This is a genomic window from uncultured Winogradskyella sp., assembly GCF_947498345.1.
In the GTDB taxonomy this organism is placed as follows: domain Bacteria; phylum Bacteroidota; class Bacteroidia; order Flavobacteriales; family Flavobacteriaceae; genus Winogradskyella.
Genome location: NZ_CANMJY010000006.1, coordinates 248,110 through 263,823 on the forward strand (window position 1 = coordinate 248,110; position 15,714 = coordinate 263,823).

The 15,714-nt window shown below is 34.2% G+C and carries 17 protein-coding genes; 9 read left to right on the forward strand and 8 right to left on the reverse strand.

From position 1 onward, the window contains the following. Nucleotides 1-38: 38 nt before the first annotated feature. On the forward strand, nt 39-689 hold the full coding sequence (locus Q0912_RS10055; RefSeq protein WP_299114620.1) for a DUF4271 domain-containing protein: 651 nt from the start codon (nt 39-41) through the stop codon (nt 687-689). A gap of 17 nt (nt 690-706) precedes the next feature. Continuing rightward, the gene (locus tag Q0912_RS10060; protein WP_299114622.1) at nt 707-1,456 is read left to right on the forward strand and encodes a uroporphyrinogen-III synthase; all 750 of its coding nucleotides are present in this window, start codon (nt 707-709) and stop codon (nt 1,454-1,456) included. An 83-nt stretch (nt 1,457-1,539) separates the two neighbouring features. On the opposite strand, the gene pckA is transcribed toward Q0912_RS10060, so the two are convergent. Then, nucleotides 1,540-3,159, reverse strand: coding sequence for a phosphoenolpyruvate carboxykinase (ATP) (pckA, locus tag Q0912_RS10065; RefSeq protein WP_299114624.1), 1,620 nt, complete (start codon nt 3,157-3,159; stop codon nt 1,540-1,542). Nucleotides 3,160-3,223: 64 nt separating this feature from the next. Beyond that, nucleotides 3,224-3,613: a DUF423 domain-containing protein gene (locus Q0912_RS10070; protein ID WP_299114626.1), complete on the reverse strand. Its 390-nt coding sequence runs from the start codon at nt 3,611-3,613 to the stop codon at nt 3,224-3,226. Between the two features lie 71 nt (nt 3,614-3,684). Between Q0912_RS10070 and Q0912_RS10075 the strand changes: the two genes are divergently transcribed. Both Q0912_RS10075 and Q0912_RS10080 read left to right on the forward strand, forming a co-directional pair. Then, on the forward strand, nt 3,685-5,049 hold the full coding sequence (locus tag Q0912_RS10075) for a saccharopine dehydrogenase C-terminal domain-containing protein (RefSeq protein WP_299114628.1): 1,365 nt from the start codon (nt 3,685-3,687) through the stop codon (nt 5,047-5,049). Nucleotides 5,050-5,141: 92 nt separating this feature from the next. After that, nucleotides 5,142-5,612 carry an Lrp/AsnC ligand binding domain-containing protein gene (locus tag Q0912_RS10080; protein WP_299114630.1) on the forward strand — a complete coding sequence of 157 codons (471 nt, stop codon included), beginning with the start codon at nt 5,142-5,144 and terminating at the stop codon, nt 5,610-5,612. A 14-nt stretch (nt 5,613-5,626) separates the two neighbouring features. On the opposite strand, the gene Q0912_RS10085 is transcribed toward Q0912_RS10080, so the two are convergent. From Q0912_RS10085 to Q0912_RS10110, 6 genes are all read right to left on the reverse strand, one after another. Further along, nucleotides 5,627-6,148 (reverse strand): hypothetical protein, encoded by a 522-nt coding sequence (locus Q0912_RS10085; protein ID WP_299114632.1) that lies wholly within the window; start codon nt 6,146-6,148, stop codon nt 5,627-5,629. 99 nt (nt 6,149-6,247) lie between these two features. Then, nucleotides 6,248-6,943 (reverse strand): zinc metallopeptidase, encoded by a 696-nt coding sequence (locus Q0912_RS10090; protein WP_299114634.1) that lies wholly within the window; start codon nt 6,941-6,943, stop codon nt 6,248-6,250. Nucleotides 6,944-7,035: 92 nt separating this feature from the next. Next, nucleotides 7,036-8,136, reverse strand: coding sequence for an alanine dehydrogenase (ald, locus tag Q0912_RS10095; RefSeq protein ID WP_299114637.1), 1,101 nt, complete (start codon nt 8,134-8,136; stop codon nt 7,036-7,038). A 265-nt stretch (nt 8,137-8,401) separates the two neighbouring features. Continuing rightward, entirely contained in the window at nt 8,402-8,761 is a 360-nt protein-coding gene (locus Q0912_RS10100; RefSeq protein ID WP_299114640.1) for a hypothetical protein, read from the reverse strand. Between the two features lie 18 nt (nt 8,762-8,779). Continuing rightward, the gene (locus tag Q0912_RS10105) at nt 8,780-9,049 is read right to left on the reverse strand and encodes a SemiSWEET transporter (protein ID WP_299114642.1); all 270 of its coding nucleotides are present in this window, start codon (nt 9,047-9,049) and stop codon (nt 8,780-8,782) included. 5 nt (nt 9,050-9,054) lie between these two features. Then, a complete protein-coding gene (locus Q0912_RS10110) occupies nt 9,055-12,306 on the reverse strand; it encodes a DUF559 domain-containing protein (RefSeq protein WP_299114644.1) in 3,252 nt (1,083 codons plus the stop codon). 123 nt (nt 12,307-12,429) lie between these two features. Here Q0912_RS10110 and Q0912_RS10115 point away from each other — a divergent pair, with 123 nt between their 5' ends. The 5 genes from Q0912_RS10115 (at nt 12,430) to truB (ending at nt 15,627) form a co-directional block, all read left to right on the forward strand. Beyond that, a complete protein-coding gene (locus tag Q0912_RS10115) occupies nt 12,430-13,308 on the forward strand; it encodes a permease-like cell division protein FtsX (RefSeq protein WP_299114646.1) in 879 nt (292 codons plus the stop codon). A 141-nt stretch (nt 13,309-13,449) separates the two neighbouring features. Then, entirely contained in the window at nt 13,450-13,809 is a 360-nt protein-coding gene (locus Q0912_RS10120) for a hypothetical protein (protein WP_299114648.1), read from the forward strand. After that, nucleotides 13,809-14,072: a DUF3098 domain-containing protein gene (locus tag Q0912_RS10125; protein WP_299114650.1), complete on the forward strand. Its 264-nt coding sequence runs from the start codon at nt 13,809-13,811 to the stop codon at nt 14,070-14,072. The genes Q0912_RS10120 and Q0912_RS10125 overlap by 1 nt, the downstream gene beginning before the upstream one ends. Nucleotides 14,073-14,128: 56 nt before the next feature. After that, on the forward strand, nt 14,129-14,932 hold the full coding sequence (uppP, locus tag Q0912_RS10130; RefSeq protein WP_299114652.1) for an undecaprenyl-diphosphatase UppP: 804 nt from the start codon (nt 14,129-14,131) through the stop codon (nt 14,930-14,932). Continuing rightward, nucleotides 14,932-15,627 carry a tRNA pseudouridine(55) synthase TruB gene (truB, locus tag Q0912_RS10135; protein WP_299114654.1) on the forward strand — a complete coding sequence of 232 codons (696 nt, stop codon included), beginning with the start codon at nt 14,932-14,934 and terminating at the stop codon, nt 15,625-15,627. Before uppP ends, truB begins: the two co-directional genes overlap by 1 nt. The last annotated feature ends 87 nt before the right edge of the window (nt 15,628-15,714 follow it).

Here is a 15,714-nt window from a genome sequence, read left to right on the forward strand (position 1 = left end):
TATTATGTTAAGCTTACATTTCTTTATAATTTAGCAGTATGCGAAATTTCATTACAAATGAGTGGTTTACCGTTTTCACTATCTTAGCATTAATAGCTGTGGTTGGTGCAAAACATGTAAACACATTACGTTTTAATGATTTTTTGTCGGTTATAGGCAATTCTAAATACCTGAAAATCTATACAAAAGATCAAAAATTTGTTGATGTATTTGATGGGTTTCTTTTTATTAATCTAGTCATTTCTGGAAGCATATTTTTATTTCTAAGCTATTCTGTTTTAATTTCTCCTTTAGACTTTGAGTTGACACCATTCTTAAAATTGCTTCTTGCGTTTTCTACTATTATAATAATCAAAACCCTATTTGAACGTCTTATTGGTAGCCTTTTTGAAATAGATACTATTATTGATAATTATCTGTTTCAAAAAACTACTTTCAAAAATTATTCTGGTTTAGTTTTTTTAGTGGCTAACTTGTTTTTATTATATACCAAAAGCTTTGCTGAAATTATCATAATTGCAATATTTTCAGTGATTTGTTTAATTAATGGCATTGGCTTTATTACTTCATTCAAAAACCATCAAAAAACACTGAAACCCAATTTTTTTTATTTTTTATTGTATCTTTGCGCTCTCGAAATCGCACCTTATGTGCTTTTATATAAGGTCATTAGTGAGTATAACGCTTAAAACAAAGGGGTTTACATATGAAAGTGAAAACGATTTTAGTATCGCAACCAGAGCCTAAAATAGAGAACTCTCCGTATTTTGACTTGCAAGAAAAGCAAAAAGTTAAAGTTGACTTTAGACCTTTTATTCATGTAGAAGGTGTCTCTGCTAAAGATATTAGACAACAAAAAATAGATCTTAGTAAATTTACAGCTATTATATTAACCAGTAGAAACTCTGTAGATCACTTTTTTAGAGTAGCAGATGAAATGCGCTTTAAAGTACCGGATTCTATGAAATACTTCTGTCAATCTGAAGCTGTAGCTTATTACCTGCAGAAATATGTGGTTTATAGAAAGCGTAAAATCTATGTTGGTAAGCGTACTTTTGCAGATTTAATTCCTTTAATTAAAAAATATAAGGACGAAACGCTTTTATTACCAACTACAGATAAAGTGAAACCTATAATTCCAGAAACCTTAGATAATCTAAATGTTAACTGGACACAAGCTACATTTTACAAAACGGTAATTAGTGATTTATCGGATTTAGCAAATGTCTATTACGATATTTTAGTGTTCTTTAGCCCTTCTGGAATAGAATCACTTTTCCATAATTTTCCAGATTTTGAACAAAAGGATACTCGTATTGCTGTGTTTGGAAATACAACGGTTAAGGCAGTTAAAGAAAAGGGGCTACGTGTAGACATAGCAGCGCCTACACCTGAGACTCCATCCATGACAATGGCATTACAGAAGTATATTGACGCAGTTAACAAAGGTAAATAACCACACATAAAGATTATTAACTTATAAAAAAAGCGATTCTAAAATTTAGAATCGCTTTTTTATTTCTCTTTGTTGTTTAAAACTTAAAATGCATAACGCTGTGGTCCACCTCGTCTAATCTCTTCAGAAGCGTAAGACTCAAACTGCTTAAAGTTTTCTCTAAACGAATTTGACAATTTAAAGGCCATTTTGTAGTAAGCATCATCATCGTTCCAAGTCGTTCTTGGACTCAATACTTCTGTAGGTACACCAGGACATGATCTTGGTTGCGCCACACCAAATACAGAGTGTATATGATAATCTTCGTAAGTGTAATTACCTAAATCACCATTTAGTGCAGCATTAATCATTGCGCGTGTATATTTTAGTTTCATACGTGTTCCTACTCCATAAGGACCACCCGTCCATCCTGTATTAACCAACCATACATTGACGCCAGCCTCTTTCATCTTTTTACTTAACATATCCGCATATTCTGCAGGGTGTAATGGCATAAATGGTGCTCCAAAACACGCCGAAAATGATGGCTGCGGTTCAACCACACCTGCTTCAGTACCTGCAACCTTTGCTGTATATCCTGATATAAAGTGATAAGCTGCTTGCGCAGGAGTTAGTTTTGAAATCGGAGGCAAAACACCAAATGCATCTGCAGTTAAGAAAAATATGTTCTTTGGATTATTACCAATAGACGGTGTTTTAATATTTTCAATATGGTAAATAGGATAACTTACTCTTGTATTCTGTGTTATAGATGTATCGGCATAATCAACATTACCATTATCATCCATAATTATATTTTCGAGTATAGCACCTGGCTTAATAGCTCCATAAATTTCGGGCTCTTGCTCTTGAGATAAATTGATGGCTTTAGCATAACATCCTCCTTCAAAATTAAAAACTGTGTTTTCTGCTGTCCAACCATGTTCATCATCACCTATTAATTTACGATTTTGGTCAGTTGATAATGTGGTTTTTCCTGTACCTGATAAACCAAAGAAAATAGCAGTTTCACCATTTTCTCCAACATTAGCCGAGCAGTGCATTGGAAGTACATTTTTCTCCACTGGTAAAATGAAATTTAAAGCTGTAAAGATACCTTTCTTCATTTCACCTGTGTAAGCAGAACCTCCTACAAGTGCTATTTTCTTAGTAAAGTTGAGAATTGAAAAATTGCCTTGTCTTAATCCATGATTTTCTGGATCTGGACATTCATAACCTGGAGCACAAAGTACTAACCATTCTTCTTCAAAATCCTCTAACTCTTCATCAGAAGGTCTTAAAAACATGTTATATACAAACATGTTAGACCATGGATATTCAGTTACAGTTCTAACATTCATTTTATAGTTAGGATCTGCACACACATAGCCATCTCTAACAAAAAGTTCTTTCTCACTAAGGTATTTTTCAACTTCACCTTGTAAGTAATCAAAATTCTCTGATGAAATTGGCTTGTTTGATGCTCCCCACCAAATAGGGTCTTTAGTATAATCATCTTTAACTAAAAAGCGATCTTCTGGAGAACGTCCTGTAAATCTACCTGTATTGATAGCCAAGGTTCCATTAGAAGTTTCCTTACCCATTCCTTTTTCTAAGGTAATGGCCTGAAGTTTTGTAGGTGCTAACTGATAATGAACCCGAGCATTTTTAATGCCATAATTGTCTAACGAAATCGTTTTCGTTGATTGTGTATGGTTTACCATAATTTTTGTGTTGTTTAAGAAGCAAAATTAAAACTTTATTTTAAAACAACAGTACGTAAATGCATTAATCGACCTTTGCCTTTAATATATCGATTAATAGGACTACCCATGCCATAATTAACGATAAACCACCTATTGGAGTTATGAGCGCAATGGACGTAAAATCGAAGCTTGAGAGTTCATTTGTAGCCAATCCGTAGATTGAACCCGAAAAGAAAATCAGTCCAATTAATACTAAATAAAAAATCACCCTTTTACTTTTTAAACTTATAAATGAAGTTCCTCCAAGAATTAAAAACAAAAAAGCATGATACATTTGGTAGCGCACTCCAGTTTCAAAAGATTTTATAGAAGCAGTACCTACCAATTTCTCTAAGCCATGTGCAGCAAATGCTCCTAAAATAATACCTAATATTCCTAAAACAGAGCCTGCAATTAATATCTTTTTGTTCATAAGTAAAGTAGCATTTTGGTTTCTTTTGCTTTTTGTATTTATTACATTCGTGCTTTACAAAATTACTTATAATGCGAAAGATTTTAATCATTGGTGCAGGAAAATCGTCATCATACCTCATAAAATATTTAATAGATAAATCTCAATCTGAAAATTTAGAAATTACCATTGGTGATCTTAATGTAGACAATGCTAAAAAATTAGTTGGTAGCGATTCAAAAATCAATATTATTCACCTGGATGTTTTTGATGCAAATTCCAGAAGCGCTGCTATAAAAAATGCTGATATCGTTGTATCTATGCTACCTGCTCGTTTTCATATCGAAGTTGCTAAAGATTGTATTACATACAAAAAACATATGGTAACGGCTTCTTACGTAAGTAAAGAAATGCAAGACTTAGATGAGGATGCAAAGGCTAATGATCTTGTTTTTATGAATGAAATTGGTGTTGACCCTGGTATAGATCACATGAGTGCTATGCAAGTGATTGACCAAATAAGAGATAGAGGTGGAAAAATGATTTTGTTTGAATCATTTACTGGTGGACTAGTCGCACCAGAAAGTGATAATAACCTCTGGAATTATAAGTTTACCTGGAACCCAAGAAATGTTGTGATTGCAGGGCAAGGAGGAGCTGCCAAATTTTTACAGGAAAATCAGTTTAAATATATTCCTTATGATCGTTTGTTTAGACGTACAGAATTTTTAGATATTGATGGTTACGGACGTTTTGAAGCTTATGCAAACCGAGATTCGCTTAAGTACCAACATGTGTATGGATTAGACCATGCCAGCACCTTATATAGAGGCACCATGAGACGTGTGGGCTTTAGTAGAGCATGGCATGTTTTTGTACAGTTAGGTATGACCGATGATAGCTATACTATAGATGATAGTGCTAACATGAGCTATCGCGATTTTGTTAATGCTTTTTTACCGTACAGCCCAACTGATTCTGTAGAACTAAAGTTTAGACATGCCCTTAAAATTGATCAGGATGATATTGTTTGGGATAAATTTTTAGAATTAGACATTTTTAATGGTGAAAAAATGGTAGAACTCGACAAAGCAACTCCAGCTCAAATTCTACAGAAAATTTTAATGGATAGCTGGACCTTAAATGAAGATGACAAAGATATGATTGTAATGTATCATAAGTTTGGTTATGAACTTAATGGTGAAAAACATCAAATAGATGCCACAATGGTTGTTGTAGGAGAAGATCAAACATATACAGCGATGGCAAAAACTGTGGGATTACCAGTTGCTATGGCTACTTTGGCAATTTTAAATGGTACGATAACAACACCAGGTGTACAAATTCCTATTACAAAAGAAGTGTATGCGCCTATCTTAGAAGAGTTAGAAACCTATGGAGTAATTTTTAATGAAAAAGAAGTTCCTTATCTGGGTTATAACCCTTTAAATGCATAAAAGGGTTTTAATTTGAAATCTATTTACTACTTTTAACTTATAAGTTATAATAATGAGGTTTCCTGTTTGTGGGAAGTGAAAAAGAACTCTATATGAAAATCAACGATAAAGGAATTTACATTGATGGTATTGACAAAAAGATACTTAGAGCTTTAATGGAAGATGCCAGAACTCCCATTCTCGAAATAGCCCGTAATGTTGGTATATCTGGAGCAGCTATTCACCAACGTCTTAAAAAGCTTGAAAAATCTGGACTTTTGGCAGGCTCAAAATTTGTTATAAATCCAAAAGTTCTGGGTTACACCACTATGGCTTTTGTAGGAGTTTATTTAGACAAAGCCGTTAGTAATCCCGAAGCTGTAAAACAATTAAAAAAAATCCCTGAAGTTATAGAATGTCATTACACAACTGGGCATTGGAGTATCTTTATTAAAATCTTATCTAAAGATAATGAGCACTTAATGCATGTTCTTAATTCTGAGATACAATCTATAAAAGGGGTTTCACGTACAGAAACTTTTATTTCGTTACAAGAGCAAATTAATAGGCAGATAAAGATATAATATCTCTGCTCGTATTAATCCTCAATCATAGCTTTAAATATACCATCTGTAATATTTACAGAAACATCATTATCATAATCATGGGCTACAAAAGAAAAAACACCTTTAACATAAATTGCTGTTCTTTCCGTTATTTCAAATTGTCCTACAGGAATGTCTGCTATATTTGAAACAGGACCTGTTAGATTGTAGTTATAATTATAATAGTGCTTATTAGCATTACTATATAAAAATTCAAAATTTACAATTTCACCCACTTGAAGACCATTAGGATCATATGTATGATCTAATGTAGAAAGATAGATACATTCACTTGTTCCAGATATACATCCTCCTACTGTCCAACCTCCCCCTCCATTTCCTGCGTTCTGATAATTATGCATTGTTAGTTGATTAATCTCAATCTCAAAAAGTTCTCCATCAATTTTAGCTCTTAAAGCCGCATCCCCAAGTTCTAGTTCTTTAGCTTCAGTATTATCGTCTTTTGAGCATCCGATACAAATCAATGTTATAAAAATTAAAATAATACGTTTCATAATTACAAGTGTTTTGTATAGTATCGGATAAGATTTAAAATATCATCAAAACAAAAAAAGCTCTGATTTCTCAGAGCTTTTAAATAATATTTTCAATAATTAATCACCACCACCAAGGACTTGTAGTCCCCAATACAGTAATGTAGCTAGTGAGCCAATTGCAGCAACTAAATAAGTTCTTGCAGCCCATTTAAGCGCGTCTTCAGAACCTTTATACTCTTCTTGAGATACCATATTTTTATTCTTTAACCAAGCTAAAGCTCTATTACTGGCATCGTACTCTACCGGTAAGGTTACAAAGCTAAATAAGGTAGCAAAACCCATCATCACTAAACCAGCTACAGCAACCCAATAACCAAATCCTACTCCAGCTGCTGCTCCTAAAATTAATCCTCCAAAGACAACCCAGGTTGACATACCAGAAGTAACGCTAACAATAGGTACTAAAGCTGAGCGCATTCCTAAAGCACTATAAGCTTGCGCATGTTGTACGGCATGCCCTACTTCGTGAGCAGCAACAGCTGCAGCTGCAGCATTTCGCTGATTGTAAACGGCCTCACTAAGATTAACTGTTTTATTTTTTGGATTGTAATGATCTGTTAACTGACCAGGTGTTGAAATTACCTCAACATCATAAATGCCATTATCTGCCAACATTTTTTCCGCAATCTCACGACCACTTAAACCATTACGCAATTGTATTTTAGAGTATTTAGCAAACTTTCGTTTAAGCGTACTACTTACCAACCAACTCACTAATGCAATCCCACCAATTAATATATAATATCCTAACATAATTTTTTAAATTTTAATACTGTAAATGTACTAAATGAATAGCAAATAGTGCGCCAAAATAAAGTTAAGAAATTTTGTCAGTAAAATACGATTTACATAGCATCTACAGACCAGTTAAAGGCTTCTGCGATTTCTTCGTATACAATCTTACCTTTTACAATATTAAGTCCTTTTCTGAGGGATTTATCTTTAGCACAAGCTACTTCCCAACCTTGATTGGCTAATCGCAACACATATGGTAAAGTAACATTAGTTAAAGCTAGGGTCGATGTATAAGGCACCGCACCTGGCATGTTGGCTACACAATAGTGTACTACATCATCTATAATATACGTCGGATCTTCATGTGTCGTAGCTTTGGTTGTTTCGATACAACCTCCCTGATCTACGGCAACATCAACTACAACAGTTCCTGGCCGCATGTCTTTTAGCATATCTCGAGTGATTAATTTTGGCGCTTTTGCTCCTTTAATCAACACACCACCAATAATTAGATCATGATCTTTGATACGATTTCTAATATTAAATTCACTAGAAAATTCAGTAACAACATGGTTTGGCATTACGTCATTGACATAACGTAATTGCTTCATATTAATATCCATAATTGTCACATGTGCTCCTAAACCAGCTGCCATTTTAGCCGCTTGTATACCTACTGTTCCTGCACCTAGTACTAATACTTTTCCTGGTGGTACTCCCGGAACTCCTCCTAACAATACACCTCTTCCTTTAATGGGTTTTTCTAAATATTTTGCCCCTTGTTGAATTGCCATACGACCAGCCACTTCAGACATTGGCGTTAATAATGGTAGTGAGCCGTCTTGATCTTCAACTGTTTCATAAGCAATACAAACTGCTTCACTATTTAACATGGCTCTCGTTAAAGGCTCGCTCGATGCAAAATGAAAATAGGTAAAAACCACATGATGCGATTTAATCAATGGGTATTCTTCAGTAATAGGCTCTTTTACTTTTACGATCATCTCTGCAGAGGTATATACCTCTTCAATAGTGTCTAAAATAGTAGCTCCTACATCTTTATAGTCTTCATCAAAAAAACCGCTTCCAAAACCTGCGTCTTTTTGTACAAATACTGTATGATTATTTTTAATGAGTTCGTAAACTCCTGCTGGTGTCATACCAACTCGGTTTTCGTTGTTCTTGATTTCTTTTGGGACTCCTATTTTCATTTGATAGTTTTTTGTGGTTAATAGCTCTATGAAATACTATTAAAATATTTATCTATCCAAATTTGGAGTATCATTTGGATGCATTTTTATGGAATTATTATTTTGAAGCCCTTATTTTAAAAAGTCCACAATAAACATCTTGTTTTCAAATAAATACAGCAATAGACGAATGTAACAAAGTTTCGATAAAGTGAAAAAGGTGTCTTCAATGAATAGTTTTATTGACTTTGACTTCGCTCTGTCTGACGAAACTAAAATGCATCATTTACTCGAGCGCTAAAGTCGCCTCATCTACCTTTTGATTGATAAAAAGGATAAGTAAATGTTCTTTTCTTGAGTTAAAAAAACTTGGTTGATCTCCAAGTCTGTAAATGAAGATATCTTTTTCAACATTAGAACTTGAATAAGGTTGCCCTAACAACACAATGACTTCATCTTTAGTTTTACCAAGGAGAATTTGAGACTCAATAAGATCGTCTACCATTTGATAGCGTTGCGTAGAGTTGTTTTCCCATAACACTTTATCAAAACGTTTTTCGAATAACCATAAGAGTAAAGCACTAAGACTAAACACAGCTAAAAAGAATAACCCAATTTTATATATTCTTTTTGGCGTTAAAACCATGATTTACAATTGCTTGTTTTACCTGTTGTTATATTTGATCTTAAATATAAACAAAAGCATTAAAGAAATTGTAGTAATTCCATTTGCCATAATTAGAGATGGACTATTTAATAATAGACCATAAATTAACCAAAGCACAACACCCGTAAAAAACATTACTAACATTGGTAAAGATAACCCAGATACATCTTTAGTTTTCCAGGTTTTATATACTTGAGGAAGGAATGACGCTGTAGTTAAAAACGCAGCACACAACCCAATGATTTCAATATAATCTATGTTTTCCAATAGTCTTAACCTACAATATTTACAATCTTACCTGGTACTACAATGACCTTTTTAGGTGTACGCCCTTGTAATTGTTCTTGTGTTTTTTCATTTGCCATTACAGCAGCTTCAATGTCATCCTTACTTAAATCTAACGGTAATTCCATGGTGAAACGCATTTTACCATTAAATGAGATTGGATAATTTTTAGAACTCTCCACCAAATACTTTTCTTCAAATTTCGGGAATGGTGCCGTAGAAATTGATTCTGAATTCCCTAGCCTTTCCCATAACTCTTCAGCAATATGTGGCGCATATGGTGAAATTAAAACCAATAAAGGTTCTAAGATATCTTTACTTGTGCATTTCTGAGCGGTTAACTCATTTACAGCAATCATAAAGGTAGACACCGACGTATTAAATGAGAAGTTTTCAATATCCTCTTCTACTTTCTTTATGGTTTTATGTAATGTCTTTAAGTTATCCTTTGTTGGTTCTGCATCATTGATATTTAAACCATCTTGACCTACATACAATTTCCAGAGTTTTTTAAGGAAGCCATGCACACCTGTTATACCAGCTGTATTCCAAGGCTTGTATTGTTCTAAAGGCCCAAGAAACATTTCGTAAAGCCTTAAACTGTCTGCCCCGTATTGTTCTACAATATCATCTGGGTTGACCACATTGAACCAACGTTTAGACATTTTTTCTACTTCTCTCCCTACAGTATAATTACCATTTTCAAGTATAAATTCAGCATCTTTAAATTGAGGCTGCCAATGTTTTAACTTTTCAATATCAATCTCGTCTGATGCATTAACCAAATTAACATCAACTCGTATTTCTTCAACATCATAATTATGCTTTTGTTCTCTAGATACGTATTGATTAGTGCCTGAAACTCTGTAGAGAATAGCACTAGTTCCCAATATCATCCCTTGATTAATCAACTTTTTAGCAAATTCATCTACAGGCACTAAGCCTTTATCGAACATAAATTTTTGCCAAAATCTTGAGTATAATAAATGCCCTGTGGCATGTTCGCTTCCGCCAATGTATAAATCTACTTGTTGCCAATAGTCAATAGCTTCCTGAGAAAAAATTTCATTATCATTACGAGGATCCATGTATCTGTTAAAATACTGCGAACTTCCTGCCCAACCTGGCATGGTGTTTAGCTCTAATGGAAAAATGGTTGTATTGTCAATCTTCTCGTTTTCAACAACAGCATTGGTTGCAGTATTCCATGCCCAAACCCTGGCATTGCCCAAAGGCGGTTCTCCGGTTTCTGTTGGTAAATATTTTTCAACTTCTGGTAAGGTTAATGGTAAATGCTCAACATCTATCATTTGAGGTAGACCATTTTTGTAATATACAGGAAATGGTTCTCCCCAATAACGTTGACGAGAAAAGACAGCATCACGTAAACGGTAATTGGTTTTACCTTCACCTTGTCCTATTTGCTCCAATTCATAGATAACACGTTTGGTCGCTTTTTTGTAATTCATTCCGTTAAGAAAATCACTATTGGCGATTATCGTTTTATCTTTATCTGCAAAGGCTTCTTCAGAAATATCAATTCCTTCAAAAATATTAGGAATAGGAATATTAAAGTGCTTAGCGAAATCATAATCACGCTGGTCACCACATGGAACTGCCATAACCGCTCCTGTTCCATAACTTGCTAATACATAATCACCAATCCAGATAGGAATCGGTGTTTTAGAAAACGGATGTTCTGCATACGCTCCTGTAAACACGCCTGAAATGGTTTTCACGTCTGCCATACGGTCGCGTTCGCTACGTTTAGCGGTTGCTTCAATGTATGCATCAACCTCAACTTTTTGCTCTGGTGTGGTAATTTTAGCCACGAGCTCATGCTCTGGTGCTAAGGTCATAAATGAGGCGCCAAAAATAGTATCTGGTCGTGTGGTGAAGACTTCTATTTCCCATCCTAAATCCTTCCCTGAAGGAAGGACTTGCTCACTCTTGATTGATTCTCTTTGTGTTAGCTCTCCCTCTATTTTGTTTAATACAACATCTATGTTTCCTAATACTTCTTCATTTTTAAACCTAATGACTTTATAGCCATCGTTCTCTAAACGCTCTGTTCTTGCTTTATCTTCTTCAATTTTGAAATCGTGTATCTTCCCATCAACTTCGATAATTAATTTTTTATCTAAACATACAAAGTCAACTATAAAATCATTTATTAAGTGTTGCTGTCTGAATTTAGCGCCTAGCTTTTTCCCACGCAATGATCCCCAAAGTGCAGCTTCTGCTTCAGTAGGATTTGTTCGCATTTCCTTAGCTCGCTCAATAAGTAAATGAGAATTATTACCACCAGTCATATAACCAGGCATTTTAGAGTCTAATTTCTTTTCCCTTTTGGGGAAAGATAGAATGGGGAACCTTACCGAAGCACCAACCGATTTACCAATCCAATTCTTTTGAATATCTTTAAGGGCATCTGTCCAATCTATAGTATCTAATCCTTGAAGCAAACGTTCTGCATAAGCCGAAATACGCATACTCCATTGGGTCATCTTTTTACGAATTACAGGATGGCCACCACGCTCCGAAACACCATTAACAATTTCATCATTGGCTAAAACTGTACCTAATGCTGGACACCAGTTGACTTCAGTTTCGGCCAAATAGGTTAATCTGTATTTTAATAGAATTTCCTGTTGTTGTTCAGAAGAATATGAATTCCATTCTTCAGCAGTAAATATTTCAGTATTATCATCGCAAGCTGCATTGACATTGCTATTACCTTCAGAATTAAAGACTTCAACTAAAGTCTCAATAGATTCTGCTTTGTTAGAATCGTTATTATACCAGGACTCAAACAACTGAATGAAAATCCATTGCGTCCATTTATAATACTCAGGATTAGAGGTACGCACTTCTCTACTCCAATCGAAAGAAAACCCGATTTGATCTAACTGACGACGATAGGTTTTAATATTGGTTTCAGTCGTTACTGCAGGATGCTGACCTGTTTGTATGGCATACTGTTCAGCAGGTAAGCCAAAACTATCATAACCTTGAGGATGTAATACATTAAAACCTTTATGACGTTTATAACGCGCATAAATATCACTTGCAATATAACCTAAGGGATGACCTACATGCAGACCTGCTCCACTTGGGTAAGGGAACATGTCTAAAACATAATACTTTGGTTTGTCCGAATTATTTTCTGCCTTAAAAGTTTCACGCTCAGCCCAAATCTTTTGCCACTTTTTTTCTATGTCGTTGAAGTTATATCTCATCTTCGAATTTTCCTTGAAATAAGGTGCAAATTTAGTGGTATTACAACACAATAAAAAACTAAACGTTGTATTGTTCTAGTTAAGGAATTTCTTTTTTATTTTTACAGCATCAATCTGTTACATATGGCATCATCCTTTGACAAATACCAAAAGCGTAAATTAATATCTTCTTACATCTCAGTAGTAATTAGTATTGCTTTAGTATTATTCCTATTAGGTTGTCTTGGTTTATTGGTTATAAACTCTAAAAAAGTAGCAGACCATTTTAAAGAACAAGTGGTGATGACGATTTACTTAAACGATACTGCTAAGGACGTTGAAGTCAATCAGCTTAAAAAGAGTTTGGCTATGGCAGATTATACAAAAGAAGCCCAATATGTGTCTAAAGAGGAAGCTGCTGAACTTATGAAAGCTGAAACTGGCGAGGATTTTATGGATTTTGTAGGTTACAACCCTTTAAAAAATTCTATAGACGTCTACCTAAAAGCTGATTATGTCACTACAGAACAACTTACTGAAATTACAGATAGTCTTTCTAACAAGGCATTTATTGAAGAAATACGTTACGACAATGACCTGGTAGAATTAATGAATGATAATGTAAAAAAGATTACGTTTTGGGTGTTGATTATCAGTGGGCTATTTACATTAATTGCGGTACTATTAATCAATAGTTCCATAAGATTAGCTGTATATTCTAAACGATTTATTATAAAAACTATGCAAATGGTTGGAGCTACTAAAAGCTTTATTCGTAAACCATTTGTTTGGAAAAGTGTTCAACTTGGTATTATTGGTGCAATTGTAGCTTTAATAGGTATGGCAATCGTTTTATATTATTTAGATTTATCCTTCCCTGAGTTAGAATTACTCAGAAACACAGTAATGATCATTGCACTGTTTGTGGGCATCTTTGTTTTAGGTATTGTTATTACCTGGATCAGTACGTTTATTGCCACACAACGCTTCTTGAATTTAAAGACGGATCAGTTGTATTACTGATATTAAACTAATTTAATATGTCTCTGAACTTGTTTTAGGGTCTCTTATTATTTCTTAGGAGTTGAATCAAGTTCAGCATAACAAATATGGGAGAAAAAATAATTACAGATTTATTTCGTTTTTATTTCAAAACCACCAATCATGAAAAAATCAGCTTTCTATATACTCATAGGTCTTTCGTTAATTATAGGTTGTGTTTTAATGCTAAAATCTTGTATTATTCAAAACCCTAAACCTGAAGAATGTATTGTAGTAAAGGTAAAAGTTACGAGAATTACTGAAGGTGGTGTAAAGGATATCGTGTTTTATGATGATGGCACGGAATTCTATTATATCAATAGAGGATTAGAACAAGGCTTAAATTTAGATTCTCTTAAGACAAAAGTTTTAAATAAAACCGTTACTTTGCATTTAGCTAAGGTTTTGGGAGGTATAACATCAGAACATATCTCGCAAATGACTTTAGGTGATGAAATTATTTATACTGAATTTTCTGAATAATGGGAGAAAAGAAACGAAAAGAGCAATCGAAATCTGAGTTTATTTTCGGAAAGAAAAACTACAAATGGTTGTTTATAGGCTTAGGGTTTATTGTCATAGGGTTTATATTAATGGCAGGTGGAGGCAGTGAAGATCCTAATGTATTTGATCCTTCAATATTTAGTTGGAGACGTATTAGACTAGCACCAACATTAGTGTTAATTGGTTTTGGAATACAGGTTTATGCCATTCTTTTAAATCCGAAAAAAGGTTCAAAAAAATAACATTCTTTTTACTTACATTTGCCGCATCTCACTACACGAAGTGATATTTTTGCCTCATGGAAATTTTAGACGCGGTTATTTTAGGAATCATTCAAGGACTTACAGAGTTTTTACCTGTTTCCTCTAGTGGTCATTTAGAACTTGGCAAAGCCATTTTAGGAAGTAATGCCATGCCAAAAGAAAGTCTACTCTTTACAGTGGTTCTACATTTTGCAACCGCACTAAGTACCATTGTTATTTTTAGAAAGGATATTATAGAAATTTTCAGTGGATTATTTAAAGCTATGTCTAACAAAATCTGGACCGAAGAAGCTAAGTTTTCTGCTAAAATTATTGTTTCCATGATTCCGGCTGTAATTATAGGTTACAAATACGAACGCGTTTTTGAAGAACTTTTTGGAAATAATATTTTATTAGTTGGTAGTATGCTTATTGTTACAGCAGTTCTATTATTCTTAGCCGACAGAGCTAAACGAACGCACAAAAAAGTAGGCTTAAAAGATGCTTTAATCATAGGTGTAGCTCAAGGTATTGCCATGTTACCAGGTATCTCAAGATCTGGAGCCACAATATCAACCTCAGTACTTTTGGGTATTGACAAAACTAAAGCCGCACGGTTTTCGTTTTTAATGGTTATACCTCTAATTTTTGGCAAAATTGCTAAAGACATCTTAGCTGGTGAAATAGATTATACAAGTACTAACTTTACCTATTTAAGTGTTGGCTTTTTAGCAGCTTTTGTTTCAGGTTTGTTTGCTTGCACATGGATGATTAAACTTGTTAAACAAAGTAAGCTTACTTACTTTGCCATCTATTGTATTATTGTAGGTGTTATCGCTATAATCTGGTCACTTTTATAATGAAAACTGGAGACGATTTTAAAAATGGGCAAGTTCTGCTTATAGACAAACCCTTAACATGGACATCTTTTCAGGTCGTAAATAAACTACGTTGGGCTATAAGACAAGCCTTTTCAATAAAAAAGATCAAGGTGGGTCATGCTGGGACATTAGACCCTTTAGCCATAGGATTATTAGTGATTTGCACTGGTAAAATGACCAAACAAATTAACACCTTTCAAGGTCAGGAAAAAGAATATACAGGTACTTTTACTTTGGGCAGTACAACCCCTTCTTATGATTTAGAAACTGAGGTCGATGCTACATTCCCAACAACCCATATTACAGAAGACCTAATCTATAAAACTACTAATCAGTTTATTGGTAAGATTGAACAGTTTCCACCTGTGTTTTCAGCAATTAAAAAGGACGGCAAGCGTCTCTATGAATTTGCACGTGCAGGTGAAAAGGTAGAGATAAAGTCACGCCAGATTGAGATTACTGCGTTTGAAATTACCGAAATCAATAATCTCGAGTTAAAATTCAGAGTGGTTTGCAGTAAAGGTACCTACATTCGGTCTTTAGCTCACGACTTTGGAAAAGCTCTAAATTCTGGTGCGCATTTATCAGAATTACGTCGTACACGAATAGGGAATTTTAAGATTGAAGACGCCATGTCACCTGAAGATTTTATAGCTTCACTTCCTATAAAATAAGGCTTTAACCAGGCTTTATAGATACGATTTAAACTTTTTCAGTGTTATATTCGTATATCCATATGTTATAAACAATTATGAAAAACA

Coding starts and splice junctions, on each gene's coding strand:
- Q0912_RS10055 (WP_299114620.1), top strand. CDS start 39: ATGCGAAATTTCATTACAAATGAGTGGTTTACCGTTTTCACTATCTTA.
- Q0912_RS10060 (WP_299114622.1), top strand. CDS start 707: ATGAAAGTGAAAACGATTTTAGTATCGCAACCAGAGCCTAAAATAGAG.
- pckA (WP_299114624.1), bottom strand. CDS start 3,159: ATGGTAAACCATACACAATCAACGAAAACGATTTCGTTAGACAATTAT.
- Q0912_RS10070 (WP_299114626.1), bottom strand. CDS start 3,613: ATGAACAAAAAGATATTAATTGCAGGCTCTGTTTTAGGAATATTAGGT.
- Q0912_RS10075 (WP_299114628.1), top strand. CDS start 3,685: ATGCGAAAGATTTTAATCATTGGTGCAGGAAAATCGTCATCATACCTC.
- Q0912_RS10080 (WP_299114630.1), top strand. CDS start 5,142: ATGAAAATCAACGATAAAGGAATTTACATTGATGGTATTGACAAAAAG.
- Q0912_RS10085 (WP_299114632.1), bottom strand. CDS start 6,148: ATGAAACGTATTATTTTAATTTTTATAACATTGATTTGTATCGGATGC.
- Q0912_RS10090 (WP_299114634.1), bottom strand. CDS start 6,943: ATGTTAGGATATTATATATTAATTGGTGGGATTGCATTAGTGAGTTGG.
- ald (WP_299114637.1), bottom strand. CDS start 8,136: ATGAAAATAGGAGTCCCAAAAGAAATCAAGAACAACGAAAACCGAGTT.
- Q0912_RS10100 (WP_299114640.1), bottom strand. CDS start 8,761: ATGGTTTTAACGCCAAAAAGAATATATAAAATTGGGTTATTCTTTTTA.
- Q0912_RS10110 (WP_299114644.1), bottom strand. CDS start 12,306: ATGAGATATAACTTCAACGACATAGAAAAAAAGTGGCAAAAGATTTGG.
- Q0912_RS10115 (WP_299114646.1), top strand. CDS start 12,430: ATGGCATCATCCTTTGACAAATACCAAAAGCGTAAATTAATATCTTCT.
- Q0912_RS10120 (WP_299114648.1), top strand. CDS start 13,450: ATGAAAAAATCAGCTTTCTATATACTCATAGGTCTTTCGTTAATTATA.
- Q0912_RS10125 (WP_299114650.1), top strand. CDS start 13,809: ATGGGAGAAAAGAAACGAAAAGAGCAATCGAAATCTGAGTTTATTTTC.
- uppP (WP_299114652.1), top strand. CDS start 14,129: ATGGAAATTTTAGACGCGGTTATTTTAGGAATCATTCAAGGACTTACA.
- truB (WP_299114654.1), top strand. CDS start 14,932: ATGAAAACTGGAGACGATTTTAAAAATGGGCAAGTTCTGCTTATAGAC.